The sequence below is a fragment of the Ignisphaera cupida genome, assembly GCF_030186535.1.
GTDB classification, from domain to species: Archaea; Thermoproteota; Thermoprotei_A; order Sulfolobales; family Ignisphaeraceae; genus Ignisphaera; species Ignisphaera cupida.
On record NZ_JASNVW010000002.1, the window covers coordinates 322,607 to 339,143 of the forward strand.

The window sequence follows — 16,537 nt, forward strand, 5'->3', positions numbered from 1 at the left end:
ACACAAAAAGTTTTTAGATTCTCCAAGCAACTGTTTTTGCAGAGCTGTTTGTGATGAGCCGTGGCACATCTGATTGGTGATGTCTAGTCGTGGTCGTCTGACTACTGTCTTCTCCAAACAAGTTTTCCACCAACATAAACCTCGAGAATCTTAATGTTCTTGATCTCCTCCTCGCTCACCTCTAGAGGATCTTTATCAACAACTATGAAATCTGCTAGCTTTCCCGGCTCTAGAGAACCAAGATCATTTTCTTCATGCATTATGTATGCAGAGCCCCATGTGTATAGATGCAAAGCTTCCTCAACTGAAAGCCTCTGATTCTCTGTATACTTGTAGTGCACAATGTTTTCGTATTTCCCCCTCGTGACAGCAGCGTATATTGTTTGCCATGGGTTAACAGGTTCAACAGGACTGTCAGTACCAAAGCCTATAGCAACTCCTTTTTCAATCATTGTTTTGAATGGGTATAGCCATTTTATCCTCTCCTCTCCAAGTCTTTGAAGAGCCCACCAATCAGATATTACAAAGTTTGGCTGAACAGATGCAACAACACCTATTCTAGCCATTTTCTCGATCTGATCATCTCTAGCAACAGATGCATGCTCTATTCTATGCCTAAGTTCAGCAGCATTTGGAAGCTCCTGATAAATATCGAGAATAGCATCTATAGCTCTATCCCCTATACCGTGAATAGCTAGCTGAAGACCACTTTCATGAATCTTTTTAGCAGCTGCTCTAAGATCCCTCAAATCAGTTGCTGGATAACCACTTGTCGATGGGTCATCGGAATAAGGTTTCGAAAGCCATGCTGTTCTAGCACCTAAGCTACCATCAGCATATAGCTTAACACCCATTATCTTGAGATAGCTATCTCCAAAACCACTTCTAAACCCCAAATCCCTAACAACGTTAATCAGGCTCCAAGACTTTCTAAAGTCCAGGTAAACCCTAACCCTAATTGGTAGCTTCCTCTCCTTCCAAAGCTCAGTCAAAGCCTTGAAAACCTTTGGATTGCATCCAACAAAACCAGCTGTTGTAACACCATGGGAAGCTATATAGTTTAACGCTTTTAAAACAATCTTTTTATAGTCATCAACAGATATCGACTCCTCAATCTTGTCTCTAACAATGTTCAGCGCATCCTCTTTCACAATACCAGTTGGAACACCTCTATCATCTCTAACAATATTTTGAGAATTCATTCCAGAAACACTAACTATTTCCAAAGCCCTTGAGTTAAGAACAGCGACATGCATACAGATTCTGTATAGAATAACAGGTCTGTTGCTAACAACCTCATCAAGATCCCATCTATTTGGCCACCTCCTCTCCTCGAAAAGCTCCTGATCCCAGCCAAAGCCAATAATCCACAAAGTGTCAACACTTTTAGAAAAATCTCTTAGTCTCTCTTTCAACTCTTTAATGCTTCTAACACCACGAAGATCAAGCATACCAAGTTGAAGACCAAGCTCATCAACATGAATATGAGAATCTATGAAACCAGGCAAAACAGTTTTTCCACCCAAATCAACAATTGAGCCACCAAGCAAATCAACAATACCCTTAGCAACACTGCTGCTACCAACATACAAAATCCTCTCCCCATCAACAACAATAGCCTCAGCTTTCCTAACAGGCTTGAAAGACACGTAAACATTTCCATTAACAAAACCTGTAACCAAAAATCAAATCACCAAGTATAAATCAAAAGAAAACATTAAAAAGCTTGACTAAATAAATCAGCTAATCTAGTTTCTATCCTATTAAAGCATCCAGATATAGCATTATGTAAAAACCTGCTATAAACCCAGCAGCAGCTATCTTCCTATACTGTGAAGACTCATGTAGAATCTCAGGCAAAATCTCCTCAACAACAATATAGATCATTGCACCAGCTGAAAAGCCCATTCCAACCCCAAGAACATTGATAGCAAAAGAAAACATTGCAGCACCAAAAACAGCTGCAATAGTTTCCACAAAACCACTCAAAACACCTACTGCAAAACCCTTTAACCTACTACCCCAAAGCATTGTTAGTGGAAGAGCAACAGCTGCACCTTCAGGAATGTCCTGTATGCCAATAGCCAATGCTGTTGCAAAACCAAGCTCTAAGCTATAAACAGTTGTTGCACCAACAGCAAAACCCTCGGGAATATTATGCAAAACTATTGCTATTGTAGCCAATACAGATTTTCTAAGTCTATTCTTCAAATGCTCAGGCCCCTCATAACCCTTAACAATATGCTCATGAGGCACACAAAAATCAAGTAAAGTTATTGCTATAACACCCAAAGTAATACCCAAACCAACATCGAAATACAAACCCCTTTCAAATGCTGGAATAATCAAGCTTGTGAAACTAGCAACAATCATAACACCAGATGCAAAACCAAGAGAAAAATCAAGTCCCCACCTAGGCAACTTAACCCCAGCCAAAGCAGTTAAAGAACCAAGAGACGTTAAACCAGCTACCAAAAGCCCATATAGAAAAGCATTATAAACCACACCATAGGTCATTGTTAATACACCTCAGTAAAGCTAATGAAACAGTTCATATAAAATCATATCGCATTAAACAAACATAGACGTCTTTCCCACAGCACATACCATCATGACAATTTTTAACATTTCTACACATATTCATCAACTCTTACGCTTTGCATCAAGCATTCAAAATAATTAGCTCTAGCCATAAACATTAATACCTGAAATTCTTTAGTTAATAATTTCATCAAATTACGTCAACCGCGTTTTTCTAGGATCCTAAATTTTGGCGCAGACATATATGAAAGATAAACAATTAATTTTTATTGTTTTCTTGAGGAAAAGATGTGGTAAATGATTATTGCAAGTAAATGCTCAATACATTCTTTTTGATACAAAGTATACGACAATGGTCATAGTTATTGTTTTGTTTTTCGTAAAGATTCTTTGTCTCTCTAATTCAACTGGGTAATAAACATGTAGTTTCCATGTATAAGGGTTAAATTTGTTTGGATGGTCAGCTATAATAGCATAGCCATTGTCAACAAGCCATTTATTAACGTTTAGAAGATGTGTTTTGTCTTGCTTAGCTACAATACCCATGATTGTGGAAAGCTCTGGAGCATTCGCATCAGCTAGTCTAATTCTTCCAACTGGGAAGCAATCAAAGGTGTCTCCATCAACAACTCTGTAGACTTCGCAAACAACATCTATCTCCCAGCCATCGCCACTGTAGATAGGTGTGTAGCCATGGACTTGATTAAAGAAAAGTGGGATAAGCAAAATAATGAGCAATGCAGATATCACTACACATCTTGACCATAAACCCATGAACCGCCCTGAGGAAACACTCGCCCTTCAGTGCGGGGAGGAGGTCAGACATCTATGGCAATTCAAATTTAATAGTGCTTTGCTTTTTCTTAATTATTGTTTTGGAGAATAGTTTTTAAGGGTGTTGCTATCAACATATTTTTGTGATGTGTTTTGAAGCCAATTGTTGTTGTTCCTTTTGCGTCTGAGGTTCATGGGAAGGAGTATTACGCTAATGTTTTAGAGGTTTTTAGAAAGCATTTTGGTAGATATGGCATAGAGTTTCATGGTGATGTTGTTACAAGTGTTGAGGAGGCTGAGAGGCTTGGTGGTAAGTACCAGGGATTTGTGCCAATAGCTCTTGTGCTAACTGGTGGTACAAGCAGTCTTGTGTACAAGTTTGTGTCTGGAGGGTCTATAGACAAGGTGTTTATACTTGCTCATTCGGAGCATAATAGCATGGCTTCTGCTGTTTCTGCTAGAACTAAGATTGAGAGAGATGGCTTTTCAGCAGGCCTCTACTGGTGTGATGAGTATTATTCGATAGATTGTGAAAATGTTGTTGATAAACTGATGCTTGTTGCAAGAACTGTTGCATTTGTTGATGGATCCAGAATAGCTGTTGCTGCTGATAGGGAGAAGGGTGATGTTGAGGAGGCGTTTGAGTCTAGATTCAATGCAACAGTTGATATTGTTTCACTATCGAAAGTAGCTTCAATGATGGATTCAGCCTCTAGCGAAGCTGTTTCAGAAATTTCCAAGGAGATTGAAAGCAAATTTGATTTTGAGGTATCTAAACAGGCTCTTGATCGTGTTGCCAGGCTATACATAGCCTTGGAGAAAATTGCTAAGGAGGGTAAATACGATGTTGTATCAATAGACTGTTTCCCATTTATAATCAAACATGGCATCACCCCATGCATACCACTATCACTTCTCAATAGCAAGGGTGTTATAGCTGTTTGCGAAGCTGATTTAACAGCTGTTTTCGGGATGATGTTAGCAAAGGTGTTGAGTGGTAGAAGTGGGTGGATTGGAAACACTGTTTCATTTAAATCAAAAAACGCAATGTTTTCTCACTGTACAATAGCTCTTGACATAGCATATGAAAAGCCAAGAGCTTTGCAACACTTTGAAACAGGAGCACCATATGCAGTAACAGCATCTATGCAAAACACTGTAGCAACCATAGTTTCTGTTGATAGAGATTTTACAATAGTTGCTGTTGACAGGGGAAGAATAGTAAAGTCTGGACTACTAACATACTCCACGTGCAGAACACAAACAATTATAGAATTTGACTTTCCAGTTGATAACATACCAAGATATGCACCATCAAATCACCACATTGTTATACTAGGAGACTTTGTTGATATTATTAAAGATGTTTCATACATGTTCAACATGGATGCTGTAACATATAGAGAAGTTGCTATGTGGTGACATAAAATGAGCTTTTCAAAACCAAGAGAATTCTACTATCTTCTACACCCAAGACCAGTGGTGGTTGTGGTAACTACTTGCGAAGGTGGTAAATACAATGCTATGCCAGCATCATGGATTACACCAGTATCTGAAGAGCCACCAACAATAGCTATTGCAATTGATAGAGAATCCTACACCTTTAAATGTATTGAATATTCGAAAGAAGCAACATTCAATATTCCATCAGCTGAGCAAGTAGATACTGTTTACAGGCTTGGCACAGTCTCTGGAAAGAATGTAGATAAAATCAAGATGTTTAACTTGAGTTTGTCAAAAGCAAACAAGGTTAGTACACCAATTTGGCAAGATGCTATTGGATGGATTGAGGGGAAGGTAACAAGCTTTATTGACGTTGGTGAGGTAAGGCTCTACATATTTGAGGTTCTAGACTACTATGCCAAAGCAGATGCTGTTTCGGAATGGGGTTGGCAAATACCAAAAGCAAATCCAATACAACATGGAGCTGGTAGATGGTTTTATCTTGTGGGAAGACATGTTGTTGCATCTAAATAACATATAAGCTTTTTGCTTGAAATATAAAGTAAAGATGATTTGTCCTAGCCAGTCTGATCTGAGCTGATTTGTGATGATCGGACCACGAAATGATCTTCTACACAACAACAATGCTTTTCTCGACATAACTTAAAATTTGTGTGCTATCCAAATCCAAAAGCTTTTCAGAATCAACAACAAGTGCACCAGCATAGGAGTTTCCGTAATAGCCCTTCATAGAGAATAGAGTTAAAACCTTTTTTCTATGTTTAAACATGTAGCCATTGCATGGCTCATGACCTCTAACAACAAGAAACACACCAAGCTTTTTTAGAAGCATATCAGTTACTTTCTCTCCCCATATAAGTCCAGCACCTCTAACAAAATTGAATTCATATTCCTCAACATCATCACTTGGATCACTCCACAAAACCTCCTCAAAATCCTTTTCCTCCACATCAAGAATACTGTCTACATTGTTATATGCTAAAAGTCTGGTTACTGGAGGCCCCCCATGGAATGCAACAAGCCTTTTTGGCATGTAGAGTACTAAAGGCATTGAAGCGAAAACTTTTTGAAAAACACTGTAAAGCTCCTCTCCATTGGCAAATCCATACGCTTCAACAAGTCTATATGGAAAGTCGTGAGGAGATGGCATTAGGTTTGGAGGAGGCTCATGGTTTCCCCTTAGCAAAACAACTCTATCTCCCCAATCCCTCTTGAGCATAGCTATAAACGCAACTGTTCTTATTTGCTCATCACCTCTATCAACATAGTCTCCAAGAAAAACTATTCTACCGCCATTTTTCAGAATATCTAATGCTCCAATCTTTTCAAAGATGTTTAGAAGTGTGTAGTAATCCCCATGAACATCTCCAATGAAAACAACTTTGCATCTACAATCGAGTTTAATATACCTCTTGCCATTTCTAAGCCTAGACTCAAACTCCAGCATATTAAGCATGTCTTCAACAAGAAATCTGAACTCGCTATAGTTTCTAACAACAAGCTCTACCCTCGAGACATAGTCCATTAAGCTACTCAAGCAATTCAGCACCCCAGTTTTAATGTATTAGGCAATAGATATAAGTAGCTTTTCAGATTAAAAACTGAGCTGTGGTCACATGGCAAGACCAAGAGCAGTAGCTATTCATATACCTGTTCATAGCTGGGCTGTTGATGAAGTTATTTCAAAAGCTATTTCATTTGGTGAAAAAGTTTTTAGTTGTTTGAAAAGCAGTGGCATGGTCGATGTTTGGACAAAGAGATTTGTTCTTCCACCAATACCTGAAAAAGCATTTGGCTATAGAGATGTTGAGGTGGTAGCAAAGGAGATTAGCAGTTCTTTTGGTGATAGAGTTATTGTGGCTTTTCCAATAGAGCCTACAAGCCAGGTTATGAAGGAGATACACAAGGTTTCAAGTGTTGAATCAGCATATTTCTCAACTGTTTGCATAGATGGTGAATGCATTAAACATGTTATCAACAGTGTTTATGCAAAGACCAGAGAAGTTGAAATCAATTTTTTCACAAGATTTGCAATATCTTTTGGAATGTGGGTTGAAACACCCTACTTCCCAGCAACTGCAAACACATCAAATGTTCTTGGCTTTAGCGCATCTCTAAGATACGTCGATATTGTTTCTCAAGCTCTTCTCCAAAACAATTTGCAGTTGCTTAGAGACTTTCTATTGAATGTTAATAAAAAACTTGAGGATACAGCTAAATGTAGCAACATTCCTTTTCTAGGCATTGACTACTCTCTTTCGCCGTGGATTGAAAAAGATGAGAGCATAGCATCATTGGTAGAATCTTTAACAGGTTCAGCAATAGGATCTCCAGGAACTCTTAACACTATATATGCTTTGAACACGTTTTTAAGGGGTTTGGTAAGAAGAATGGGGTTGAGACATATTGGATTCAACGAAGTTATGCTACCTGTAGCAGAAGACTCTTTGCTTAATCTTCGTGTTAAAGAGGGTTTGATTAGAGTAAGAGACCTTATCAGCTATAGCTTTACCTGTGTTGCTGGTTTGGACATGGTTGCACTACCAAAAAATGCAAACATATATGGAGTTGCACTCGACATGTTAACAGTTTACAGAGTTAAGAACAAAGTTGTTGCTATGAGGATTATACCAACAGATTTCGATGAGCTGAGTGAGGTTGTGCTTAAGAACTTTGGAAAAACATATGTAGCAAAATTGTAGCAGGTTGCAACAATGTCTGTTATGTATCCAGAGCTAGCTAAAATGTTGATTGATTTGAGAAATAGAGTTGTTTTGGAAGCAACTAGTAGGAGAGGTGATGTTGTTGATTTTCTTTCAAAAACTGTTTGGATTCCTATGAAAGGTGATGAAATTCCATGTGAGAGGGTTGCAGCAGTGGATTCAAGTTTCATTCTTTTTGAATCTAGAATAGCAGTGTTATACGCCTTGCAGGGAATTTCCCAAGTGCACTCAATTGAAAATGGGAAAATAGTTACAAAAGATGTTGATAGGTTTTGCGATGCTGGGGTTATAGAATATGCCCATGGAAAATCGAGTATGAGAAAATCAGCATTTAAAAAAGCCTTGACGGCTTACGCATATCTAAATGAGGTGAAGTCAGTTGAGAGAATTGTTTTGAAAACACCTGTTGATGTTGTTCTCTTTGATAGTTCCATACTATCATTTCTTTTAACAAGAAGAGACATTGCGAATAATCTAATTGTTAGAAGTGTTAATGATTCTAAGACTCTTGAAGAGGTTTATGCCAGTAGGTTGGAAGCTTTGGAGAGTCTTGCAAAGAGGTTTACAATTGTTTTTGTGGCCAAGTCAAGTAGTGTTAGCTTTTATACAGAGTCAGAGTCTAGCTACACAGATTTTCAGTTATTTGAATTAGCTAGGCTATACAAAATACAGCCATTTCTGGAAGCAGGTTATTCAGCTCCAAAAGAAGTTGAGTTTAGTGAAAAGGTTAAGAAGTTTCTTGGAATTAGGGAAATGGGGTTAAGAGGCTTTATAGTTTCCTATGCAAGATTTCAGAAAAACTCTCAGGTTTTTCAACTAACAATTCCATTCATAGACAAAAAGCCTGATATAGAAAAAACCATTGCTTGCATAAAAGCGTTTTCACCTGCTGGCTATCCAATACCTTTGGAGTTTGCACATAGAGTGAGCAAGTTGTCTAGAAGAAGCTTAAGAGATTTTCTAATTAAAATAGGAATGCCTATTGCCTCGGGAAGAGAGTTTCTAGAGCTCTAATTCTCACCACATCTAGCACTCTTTAAAATATTTTCAACATATCCTCTAAAGTACTGGTATGGTATGTAGCCAAGCAAAGCATCAACTGCTTTTCCATCGATAATCACAATTGTTGTTGGTGTTGAGTAAACACCAAACTCCATAGCAATTTCTGGAACATAATCAGCATTAGCTTCTATAAATGCTGCAGAACCTCTAAACTCGTTTGCAACCTTTGCGAAAACAGGTTTGAACATCCTACAGTATGGGCAGTAGGTAGTGGTTACAAGTACAAAAACAACTTTGCAATTGTTAACAACATCAATGAAATCTTTTAGAGAGTGAATAGATTTAAACCCATATATTGTTTTGCAGCACTGCCCTCTACTCTCAACCTCGATAACCCTAGAGCCTTTAACAAAATCCATGGCAATTCTATCTAAAATACTTCCAATATCATCATCTCTACTCTCCTTAGCAGCATCTTTCACACTCATGAATTGACACCAACAAAAAGATGCTATGTATTGAGTTAATAAGTATAACCAGTGTGAAAACATGTTGCTTCAATTAATATCATTTCCTTGCTGTTTCATTGCTTTTAGCTATTTGTTTATGGGATTAAAGCATTTAAGCTTCTATAGACATAAAGCATTTTAGTATTGTTTTGTAAGAGGCTGTATGCAGTTATGGCAAAATCGTTTGTTGATGTTCTAAACACTTTGGATTTTCTTCCACGATACTCAAATGTTTTCAGAGCAAGGCTTCAATACATGGACTTGGCTTTTCTCGTTGGAAGATACTACATAGCTATACACAGTATTCTATATCCAGTTGCTATAGATTCTGACGAATTTCCCACTCAAAGGGTTTTTCTAGAACCTGTAACAACTATCTATATTCAGGAGAACAGGGTTTTGGCTTATGTGAGACATGATGGTAGATTAGATGTTTTGAGTGGTAACGAATTTGGTAGAGCTCCTGTAATAAGCTTGTCTGAGAATGAGAATTTGCTTGCATTGGCAGCAACAGCTATTGCTGACAAAGTTATTGCTTCGCCTAGTGAGAAAAACATTTTGCGTGTTTTGCCAAGCAACCTGAGAACATATGTTGAAATAGCTATGGAGTCTCTGAGAACAGGTTCTTCCAATGTACTGGGAAAAACTATTCAAAAACAAGATGCAGAGGCTTTTGGAAAAAAGCTTTTGGAGTATATTCTGTGGATTGGGAAAGCAAATTATGATGTTGTTAAAGAGGTTGACTATGTTTTTGGTGTTACAATGAGAACTTTGAGAATTAAGCATCAAAGTTTTGATGTGGAAATCAAATCATATTCCAAAACTGGTTTTGTTGAAGCATTGAATGTTATAGAGAAGCTGCTATCAATAAACATTGTTTCAAGTATTATAAGAAATGTTGAACGCTCCTTCAAAATTCTTACTACTGCTTCTAACCTTCTTTAAAATTATTCTTTTCTTTGCAATAGGTTTAGACGCATCTAAACTTATTAACTTTGCCACAGTAGAATGTATTGAGGTGAGTTTTTTGGCTAATAGCTATAGAGAGCAATGCGATGCTGTAATAGCTGTTGCTGGTCAGCCAAATGTTGGAAAATCAACTTTGTTCAATGTGTTAACAGGTAGAATGGAGAGAGTAGGTAATTTTCCAGGTACAACAGTTGCTATGAGTATTGGTAGAAGAAGATATAAGGAGAAAACTCTTTGTTTTGTTGACTTGCCAGGAGTCTATGATTTAAAGGCTGTTTCTCTCGATGAGAAAATTGCAAGAGATTTCATAGTCTTTGGTGATTGGGATGCTGTGCTAGTCTTAGTTGATTTAACAACGGGTTTAAATGGTTTTTACCTAGCTATGCAGATTCTTCAGCTAACAAATAGAGTTGTTATTGCATTGACTAAGTGGGATGAGGTTGAGAGACTTGGAATCAAAGTTGATTTAGAGAGTTTGAGAAAAACTCTTCAAGTGTCTGTAGTACCTGTTTCTGCATTGAAGAGAACTGGTATTGAAGAACTGTTAAATGCTATAACATTGCTTGTTGAGTCAAGGGAAACGATTGGTGCAAAGGGTATTTACATAGATTATGGACAATTAGAAAACAGTTTGAGTGTTGCTACAAAAGAAATTGAGAAGGTTTTTAGTAATAGAAATGTTGATGCTAGAGGCATTGCAATTCTTTTGGCTAGAGGAAATGTCGATATTGCTAATAGACTTGGCATAGGGGATATAATCAAAATGTTTTCAAATACTTCTCAAGTTCTTGGAACCTCCGTTGATGAGTTTATTGTGAAGAGAATCTACTCATTTATAGAATCCACATTTTCAAATCTGATACTGATCAAACCTGTTAAAGAGCTTAAAGAAGGTGTTGTTTACAAGATTTTCCAAAACCCATTCTCAGGTTTTGTAGCAACATTCACAATACTCTTCTCAGCAATCTTCTTAGCATTTGCAATAAACACTGGGTTCCCCATTACAACAATTCTCGAGGCTCTTGGGCTAGGAGACTGGGCTTCAGCTTTGGAGAAATACACGATATCAAGTGCTATTCTAACATTTTTTGACTACATCAAAAACATTGTTTATAGCAGCTTAGCAGAGTCTCACCCAATCTTGGCTAGTATGCTTGCTAATGGTATTATAGAAGGTGTTGCTGTTGTCTCATCATTTATTCCACTAATACTCATAACACTAATGCTTATGTCAGCAATAGAAGACTCTGGTCTAGGACCATTAATGGCCGTGTCTCTTCACAGATTCTTTGCAAGGTTTGGGCTAAGTGGAAGAGCAATATACCCAATGTTTATATCGCTTGGATGCAATGTTCCAGGTGTTTTAGCCTCTAGAGCAGCTCTTGACGATTTCGAGAGACTGGAGATTATTGCATCAGCATCGTTTATTCCTTGTCAAGCAAGACTAATTGTTTTGCTAGCTATTGTAGGCTTTCTCTTTTATGGTAACCCAGCTCTACAGGCAATTATTGTTGTTGGCATTTATCTTGGTGGCGCTATTCTATATCTAGTAACGGCTAAAATCTTTAGAAGAGGGGTTTTCAGAGAAAAGACTTCACCAGAACTCATATTGGAGTTGCCAAAGCTTCATAAGCCAAGCTTTGAGGTTGTGTGGTGGAATAGCTGGGCACTTACAAAACACTTCATTGTTAGAGCTGGAACTGTTCTTATATTAATAGTTGCTATTGTATGGGCCTTGACAAGCTTTGGCTCAACTGGATTTGTCGAGGATCCTACCCAAAGCTTTGCATATGATGTGGGGAGAGCTATAGGAGTTGTTATAAAGCCTTTGTATGGCTTAAGCGATGATTCTAGCTGGAAAGTGGGTTTTGCACTATTAACAGGTTTTATAGCAAAGGAAAATCTTCTTGCAACACTAGCTGTTTTAACAGGTGTTGAGGAATCTGAATCTGGATTGGCTCTTCAATCACTTGGATTAACAATTCCACAGGGAATTGCAATTCTTGTTCTATTCATGTACTACATACCATGTTTAGCAACAGTAGCAACAATATATGCTGAAAGCAAAAGCACAAAATTCACGTTGCTTGTAGTAGCATATGTTGTTGGTGTTGCACTCATAGCGTCTCTAGCTGTATATGGCATAGCATCTCTCATAATACATTGAATTGCTTCTAATCTGTTTAGACAAGTCAAACTTATTAACCAGCACAAGACAAAATACATTATGAGGTGGATCAAATGAATCTTGCTGATGCACAGCCAAACACTGTAGTAACAATCATAGATATTGATGCAGGTCCAGGACTAAAAGCAAGACTACTTGGAATGGGGTTTGTAAGTGGTGCTAAGCTAAAAGTTATTGAAAATAGAGATGGTCACATAGTTGTGGCTCTAGATAGTGGATATGGAAGAGTAGTTGCACTTTCGAAAGGCATAGCAAAGAAAATAATTGTTGCTTCTAGTACAGTTTAATCTTTCTTTCAACTTCATTCATTAAATTCTAATCCATGTTCTCACAAATGAGATTTTCACTAACCTTAAAAGATTTTGCATCTTGGAAACGTTGTGAAATAGCAATAGCGACAAAGCCTAGAAGCAGTTTTCCATATCTAAACTTGGAAACGAGGAAACAAAGTTTAGCAAACATCGAATCCATAAACAACTCATTAGATGAAGCAGAAACCTATTGAATATGGAAGCATTAACTAAATAGACATAGCTTTTATTGAAGTTAGCTGATGATTTGGTGCATGAATTTACTAAATTTGTTAAGGGCTATCTATTTGAGAGCTTCTCCCCAAACCTAGCATCTTCAAATACTTGACAAGATTTGGAAAAGATTATAGAAATAATAATAGATTATGGCATGAAAATATATTTATCTAACAAGTGCTTAAATATGCTTAATGGGTTTGTTTAATGGGTCTAGCGTTTGTTGATGTAGAATTAAATGGTGTTAAGCTTAGGGCATTGGTGGACACGGGATTTAATGGAGATGTTTTGGTTAGTAGCAAAATTGCTAAAGAACTTAATCTCCCAGTGATAGGTGAGTCGAGTAGAAAAACAGTTGATAATAGAATTATCAAAACATTAGTTTCATATGGAAAACTTAAACTTCTTGATTCAGAAGGATACGTAATTATAGAGATTATTGAGGAAATGCCTCTAGATGTTCTAATAGGTGTTAGAGCACTTGAAGCTCTAGGATTTGTAGTCGATACTACTACAGGTACACTAAGGAAAATAGGTTTAATAGCGGTTTAACCTAAGTCTTCATTGTGTAGCAAGAAATTTTTTGAATTATCTATTTATTTGCCAAGAGGTGTAGTGTAAAATAACCATGAAATTTGCTTATACTAGGTTGTCTAGTTTAGTAATAAGCCTAGGTTAAAGCATGTTGCTTTATTAGCTCTAAATGTTATTGGTATTATTGCAATCCTAATGCACACATATCAACTATTAACAACAGTTGTAATAGTGGTGTCACCAATAAAATTCTATGGCTTCTGCAAGTGAAACAGTTTTATACCTTTTTTACACAGCGATATGTAAAAAGCAAAAAGTATTTGGTGGTTTCAATGCCTCTTTTCACAAAGGTTATAGCGTCTATAGGTCCTGCAAGTAGCGATGCTACAACAATATTTAACATGGTTAAGCTTGGTGTTTCTGGTTTTAGAATAAACTTTTCTCATGGTTCTCCAGATGACTGGGTAAAGTATGTTGATGCTGTTAGAAATGCTGAGAACAGGGTTGGAAGACCAATTGCTTTGATTGGTGATTTGCAGGGGCCCTCTATTAGAATTGGAAAGGTTGAGCAACCAATTGTTTTGAGGAAAGGTGATTCTGCACGTATTGTTTTCGGGTCTGAGGCTAGGGGTGGCGATGAGAAGGTTGTTCCAATGCCTGTTAAAAAGTTTTTTGATTTTGTTGAGGATGGAGATATTCTTGTTATGGACGATGGTAGAACAAGACTGAGGGTTGCAGATGTTCAGGCTGATTATGTTGAAATTGTTGCTTTAACAGATTCTGTGATAACATCTAGAAAAGCTGTTACTATATACAACAAAGAAATTGATCTTCCACCTCTAAGCGAATCTGATATAAACAATATCAAGTTCGCTATTGCACACAGCTTTGACTATATTGGGCTAAGCTATGTTAGAACAGAAAATGATGTGGATATTCTAAGAGATTATTTGAGGAGATTTGGAAAAGAGGATATTGGGATAATAGCTAAGATAGAAACGAAAAGCGCTATCAACAACCTAGATAAAATTGTTGAAAAAGCTGATGCAATTCTAGTTGCCAGAGGTGATTTGGGAATGAACTTTGGTCTTGAGGAAATACACTCACTTCAAACAAGAATTGTTGAAAAAGCTCTTGAACATAGAAAACCAGTTATTGTTGCAACACAGCTTCTAGAATCAATGGTTGAGAAACCAGTTCCAACAAGAGCAGAAGTTGTTGATGTTAGTACAGCTGTTGAGATGGGTGTTGATGCTTTGATGTTAACTGGTGAAACAGCTGTTGGGAAATACCCTCTGGAAGCTGTTTCGTGGCTAATAAAAATAGTTAACTTTGTTGAGAAAACAACGCTAAGAAACGAATTTGCAAACATATCTAGAAGGTCTAGAACAAACATAGATGAACTTAGACTATTATTTGCAAAAGGTGTTCTTGAGCTTACTGAAGACATGAATGCAAAACTTGTTGTTTTTAGCCTATATGGAAACACTGCAAAAAGAATAGCATCTCTAAGACCATCAATACCAGTTTATGTAGGCTCATCAAACAAATCTGTTATGAGAAAACTAGCAATTTTGTGGGGTATTCAACCACTATATGTAGACTCCAACAACTATGATGAGGGGCTTCAAAAAATAATTCAAAAAGCAATAGAACTTGGGTACATAGGTTATGGAGATCTTGTTGTAGCTACATATGGATTGAAGGAGCCTAGGCAAAGAATAGAAATTCAAAGAATAGTTAGTTAGCACCATCAATTCATAGAATTCCATCATTTTAAACAACATAAAACCACTTAACCCTATAACCAATTTGCACACAAGTTTGATGAGATATTGAATTCCTTATAAAGATGATTTATAGTTGCAATAAAATGTGGAGGTTAGACATAACCCGTTAGCAAAACCTAGAACTGGAAATGGATTAGACAACAACTGGTATATTCGCTTTTCTTAGCAGTTCTCTAAAATCCTCTAAATCAAGACCTGCAATATTTGCAGCTCTTCTAATATCACCTGTTTCTATATAATATTTCAGTGCTGCTCTAATTCTTGGTGGTTGACTTTCTACAAAACTCCAATTAGCCATTTTCCTTCTAATTTCTCTAGCCTCTTTCTCAAGCTCTATCCACATCTCAAGTTTGCTATAGTCTATTTCTGCAAAGCTCATTTCTAATCACATTTTCAGCTATTTCCATATCTCTTCTTGGAAATATGTGCTTTGTGTCTCCCTCATATATTTTAAACATTGCCAAGGCATTTTCGCAATTAACATTTATAAGTTTTTTTATATGTAGTGTAAGCAATATCTCGAATGATCTCCATACAACAACACTGCTATAGTCTTTAATAATATTCGTAAACATTATTGCTCCTTTGTTTTCTGTTAGAACTATATACCCCCTTCTTCTACCAACAACAATGCATAAAGCCTCGGGAAAATCGACAAAAATCATTCCTGGAATTCTTCGCGACAATTCAACTATTTTCCTAGCTTCTTCAATCTCATCAAAAGATTCTGTATAGAGGGAGAGAAGCCCTTTGCTTAAACCATTTGCTATCCACTCTATAGTATCCTCACTCTTAACTTCTTTGAGAACAGATTCAGAAACAAAAACAGTTGTGAAAAGCTTGAATAAATAGTCTCTAAATCTAAATCTAGCCCAGTCAATAAGAAAACACGTATCAGCAATAGCAAATATGCTATGAGACATTTGGTATACCAGCTTTTTTTCTAAGCTCATTGAATTCCTCAATAGTTAAACCAGCTATTCTAGATGCAACATACAAATCACCTGTTTCTATATAGTACTTCAAAGCTGCTTTGATTTTTGGTGATTGTCTCTCTATAAACCCCCAATTAGCCATTTTTCTCCTAATCTCCCTAGCTTCCTCAACATCACGCTCATCAATACTTGCTTTAAGCATGTTTTCACCAAAAGTTAAGCAATTCTTTGGATCTCTCAATTTAATGTCTTTGTCTAGTCAAAATATAAATTTTTAATGATGTTAACCTAGCAAAATGAAAATTCTGTGGTTGAAGATTCAGCATTGAAGTTGTTGCTAATGTTATTCTGGTTATGTGGCTTTGTCTTGCTCTATTCTATGATTGCTACAGCTCTAACAGGGCTTCCAGAGCCTTTGTATATTTTTAGTGGAAATCCATAGAACTTGAATACCTTGTTAACAACCTCCTTTAGATTTGTTAGATTTTCGTATATAACCACATTGTTTTGTAAAAGAATTTTGTGTGCATGGTATGGTTCGTGATCAATGCTTGGAGCATCTACTCCAACAGCTTTAACAT

19 protein-coding genes are annotated in these 16,537 nt (G+C 36.9%); 10 read left to right on the forward strand and 9 right to left on the reverse strand.

The window, feature by feature from the left end; translation table 11 throughout:
• Positions 1–101: 101 nt before the first annotated feature.
• The 3 genes from QPL79_RS05155 to QPL79_RS05165 all read right to left on the reverse strand — a co-directional run bounded on the left by QPL79_RS05155 (position 102) and on the right by QPL79_RS05165 (position 3,315).
• Positions 102–1,682, reverse strand: coding sequence for an amidohydrolase (locus QPL79_RS05155; protein WP_285273718.1), 1,581 nt, complete (start codon positions 1,680–1,682; stop codon positions 102–104).
• 73 nt (positions 1,683–1,755) lie between these two features.
• On the reverse strand, positions 1,756–2,517 hold the full coding sequence (locus QPL79_RS05160; protein WP_285273719.1) for a ZIP family metal transporter: 762 nt from the start codon (positions 2,515–2,517) through the stop codon (positions 1,756–1,758).
• Positions 2,518–2,859: 342 nt separating this feature from the next.
• Entirely contained in the window at positions 2,860–3,315 is a 456-nt protein-coding gene (locus QPL79_RS05165) for a hypothetical protein (protein ID WP_285273720.1), read from the reverse strand.
• A 153-nt stretch (positions 3,316–3,468) separates the two neighbouring features.
• Here QPL79_RS05165 and QPL79_RS05170 point away from each other — a divergent pair, with 153 nt between their 5' ends.
• Positions 3,469–4,737, forward strand: coding sequence for a hypothetical protein (locus QPL79_RS05170; protein ID WP_285273721.1), 1,269 nt, complete (start codon positions 3,469–3,471; stop codon positions 4,735–4,737).
• Positions 4,738–4,743: 6 nt separating this feature from the next.
• A complete protein-coding gene (locus tag QPL79_RS05175; RefSeq protein ID WP_285273722.1) occupies positions 4,744–5,292 on the forward strand; it encodes a flavin reductase family protein in 549 nt (182 codons plus the stop codon).
• Positions 5,293–5,389: 97 nt separating this feature from the next.
• On the opposite strand, the gene QPL79_RS05180 is transcribed toward QPL79_RS05175, so the two are convergent.
• Positions 5,390–6,316: a metallophosphoesterase family protein gene (locus QPL79_RS05180; protein WP_285273723.1), complete on the reverse strand. Its 927-nt coding sequence runs from the start codon at positions 6,314–6,316 to the stop codon at positions 5,390–5,392.
• Positions 6,317–6,395: 79 nt separating this feature from the next.
• Here QPL79_RS05180 and QPL79_RS05185 point away from each other — a divergent pair, with 79 nt between their 5' ends.
• Both QPL79_RS05185 and QPL79_RS05190 read left to right on the forward strand, forming a co-directional pair.
• Positions 6,396–7,481 (forward strand): DUF711 family protein, encoded by a 1,086-nt coding sequence (locus QPL79_RS05185; protein WP_285273724.1) that lies wholly within the window; start codon positions 6,396–6,398, stop codon positions 7,479–7,481.
• 12 nt (positions 7,482–7,493) lie between these two features.
• The gene (locus QPL79_RS05190; RefSeq protein WP_285273725.1) at positions 7,494–8,516 is read left to right on the forward strand and encodes a DNA double-strand break repair nuclease NurA; all 1,023 of its coding nucleotides are present in this window, start codon (positions 7,494–7,496) and stop codon (positions 8,514–8,516) included.
• Here QPL79_RS05190 and QPL79_RS05195 read toward each other — a convergent pair.
• On the reverse strand, positions 8,513–8,992 hold the full coding sequence (locus QPL79_RS05195) for a thioredoxin family protein (protein ID WP_285273726.1): 480 nt from the start codon (positions 8,990–8,992) through the stop codon (positions 8,513–8,515). The two genes, QPL79_RS05190 and QPL79_RS05195, sit on opposite strands and share 4 nt — an antisense overlap.
• Positions 8,993–9,184: 192 nt before the next feature.
• Here QPL79_RS05195 and QPL79_RS05200 point away from each other — a divergent pair, with 192 nt between their 5' ends.
• From QPL79_RS05200 to pyk, 6 genes are all read left to right on the forward strand, one after another.
• Positions 9,185–9,958 (forward strand): hypothetical protein, encoded by a 774-nt coding sequence (locus QPL79_RS05200; protein WP_285273727.1) that lies wholly within the window; start codon positions 9,185–9,187, stop codon positions 9,956–9,958.
• An 82-nt stretch (positions 9,959–10,040) separates the two neighbouring features.
• Positions 10,041–12,149 carry a ferrous iron transport protein B gene (gene feoB / locus QPL79_RS05205; RefSeq protein ID WP_285273728.1) on the forward strand — a complete coding sequence of 703 codons (2,109 nt, stop codon included), beginning with the start codon at positions 10,041–10,043 and terminating at the stop codon, positions 12,147–12,149.
• 74 nt (positions 12,150–12,223) lie between these two features.
• The gene (locus tag QPL79_RS05210; protein WP_285273729.1) at positions 12,224–12,457 is read left to right on the forward strand and encodes a FeoA family protein; all 234 of its coding nucleotides are present in this window, start codon (positions 12,224–12,226) and stop codon (positions 12,455–12,457) included.
• A 47-nt stretch (positions 12,458–12,504) separates the two neighbouring features.
• Positions 12,505–12,675: a hypothetical protein gene (locus QPL79_RS05215; RefSeq protein ID WP_285273730.1), complete on the forward strand. Its 171-nt coding sequence runs from the start codon at positions 12,505–12,507 to the stop codon at positions 12,673–12,675.
• Between the two features lie 229 nt (positions 12,676–12,904).
• Positions 12,905–13,249, forward strand: coding sequence for a clan AA aspartic protease (locus QPL79_RS05220; protein ID WP_285273731.1), 345 nt, complete (start codon positions 12,905–12,907; stop codon positions 13,247–13,249).
• Between the two features lie 314 nt (positions 13,250–13,563).
• Positions 13,564–14,979 carry a pyruvate kinase gene (pyk, locus tag QPL79_RS05225; protein WP_285273732.1) on the forward strand — a complete coding sequence of 472 codons (1,416 nt, stop codon included), beginning with the start codon at positions 13,564–13,566 and terminating at the stop codon, positions 14,977–14,979.
• A gap of 175 nt (positions 14,980–15,154) precedes the next feature.
• Here pyk and QPL79_RS05230 read toward each other — a convergent pair whose 3' ends face one another.
• From QPL79_RS05230 to QPL79_RS05245, 4 genes are all read right to left on the reverse strand, one after another.
• The gene (locus QPL79_RS05230) at positions 15,155–15,400 is read right to left on the reverse strand and encodes a hypothetical protein (RefSeq protein WP_285273733.1); all 246 of its coding nucleotides are present in this window, start codon (positions 15,398–15,400) and stop codon (positions 15,155–15,157) included.
• Positions 15,375–15,944, reverse strand: a complete 570-nt coding sequence (locus tag QPL79_RS05235) for a hypothetical protein (protein WP_285273734.1) — start codon at positions 15,942–15,944, stop codon at positions 15,375–15,377. Before QPL79_RS05235 ends, QPL79_RS05230 begins: the two co-directional genes overlap by 26 nt.
• On the reverse strand, positions 15,934–16,158 hold the full coding sequence (locus QPL79_RS05240; protein WP_285273735.1) for a hypothetical protein: 225 nt from the start codon (positions 16,156–16,158) through the stop codon (positions 15,934–15,936). The genes QPL79_RS05235 and QPL79_RS05240 overlap by 11 nt, the downstream gene beginning before the upstream one ends.
• A 170-nt stretch (positions 16,159–16,328) precedes the next feature.
• A partial coding sequence (locus tag QPL79_RS05245; protein ID WP_369077059.1) for a cyclase family protein occupies positions 16,329–16,537 on the reverse strand: 209 nt, incomplete at its 5' end.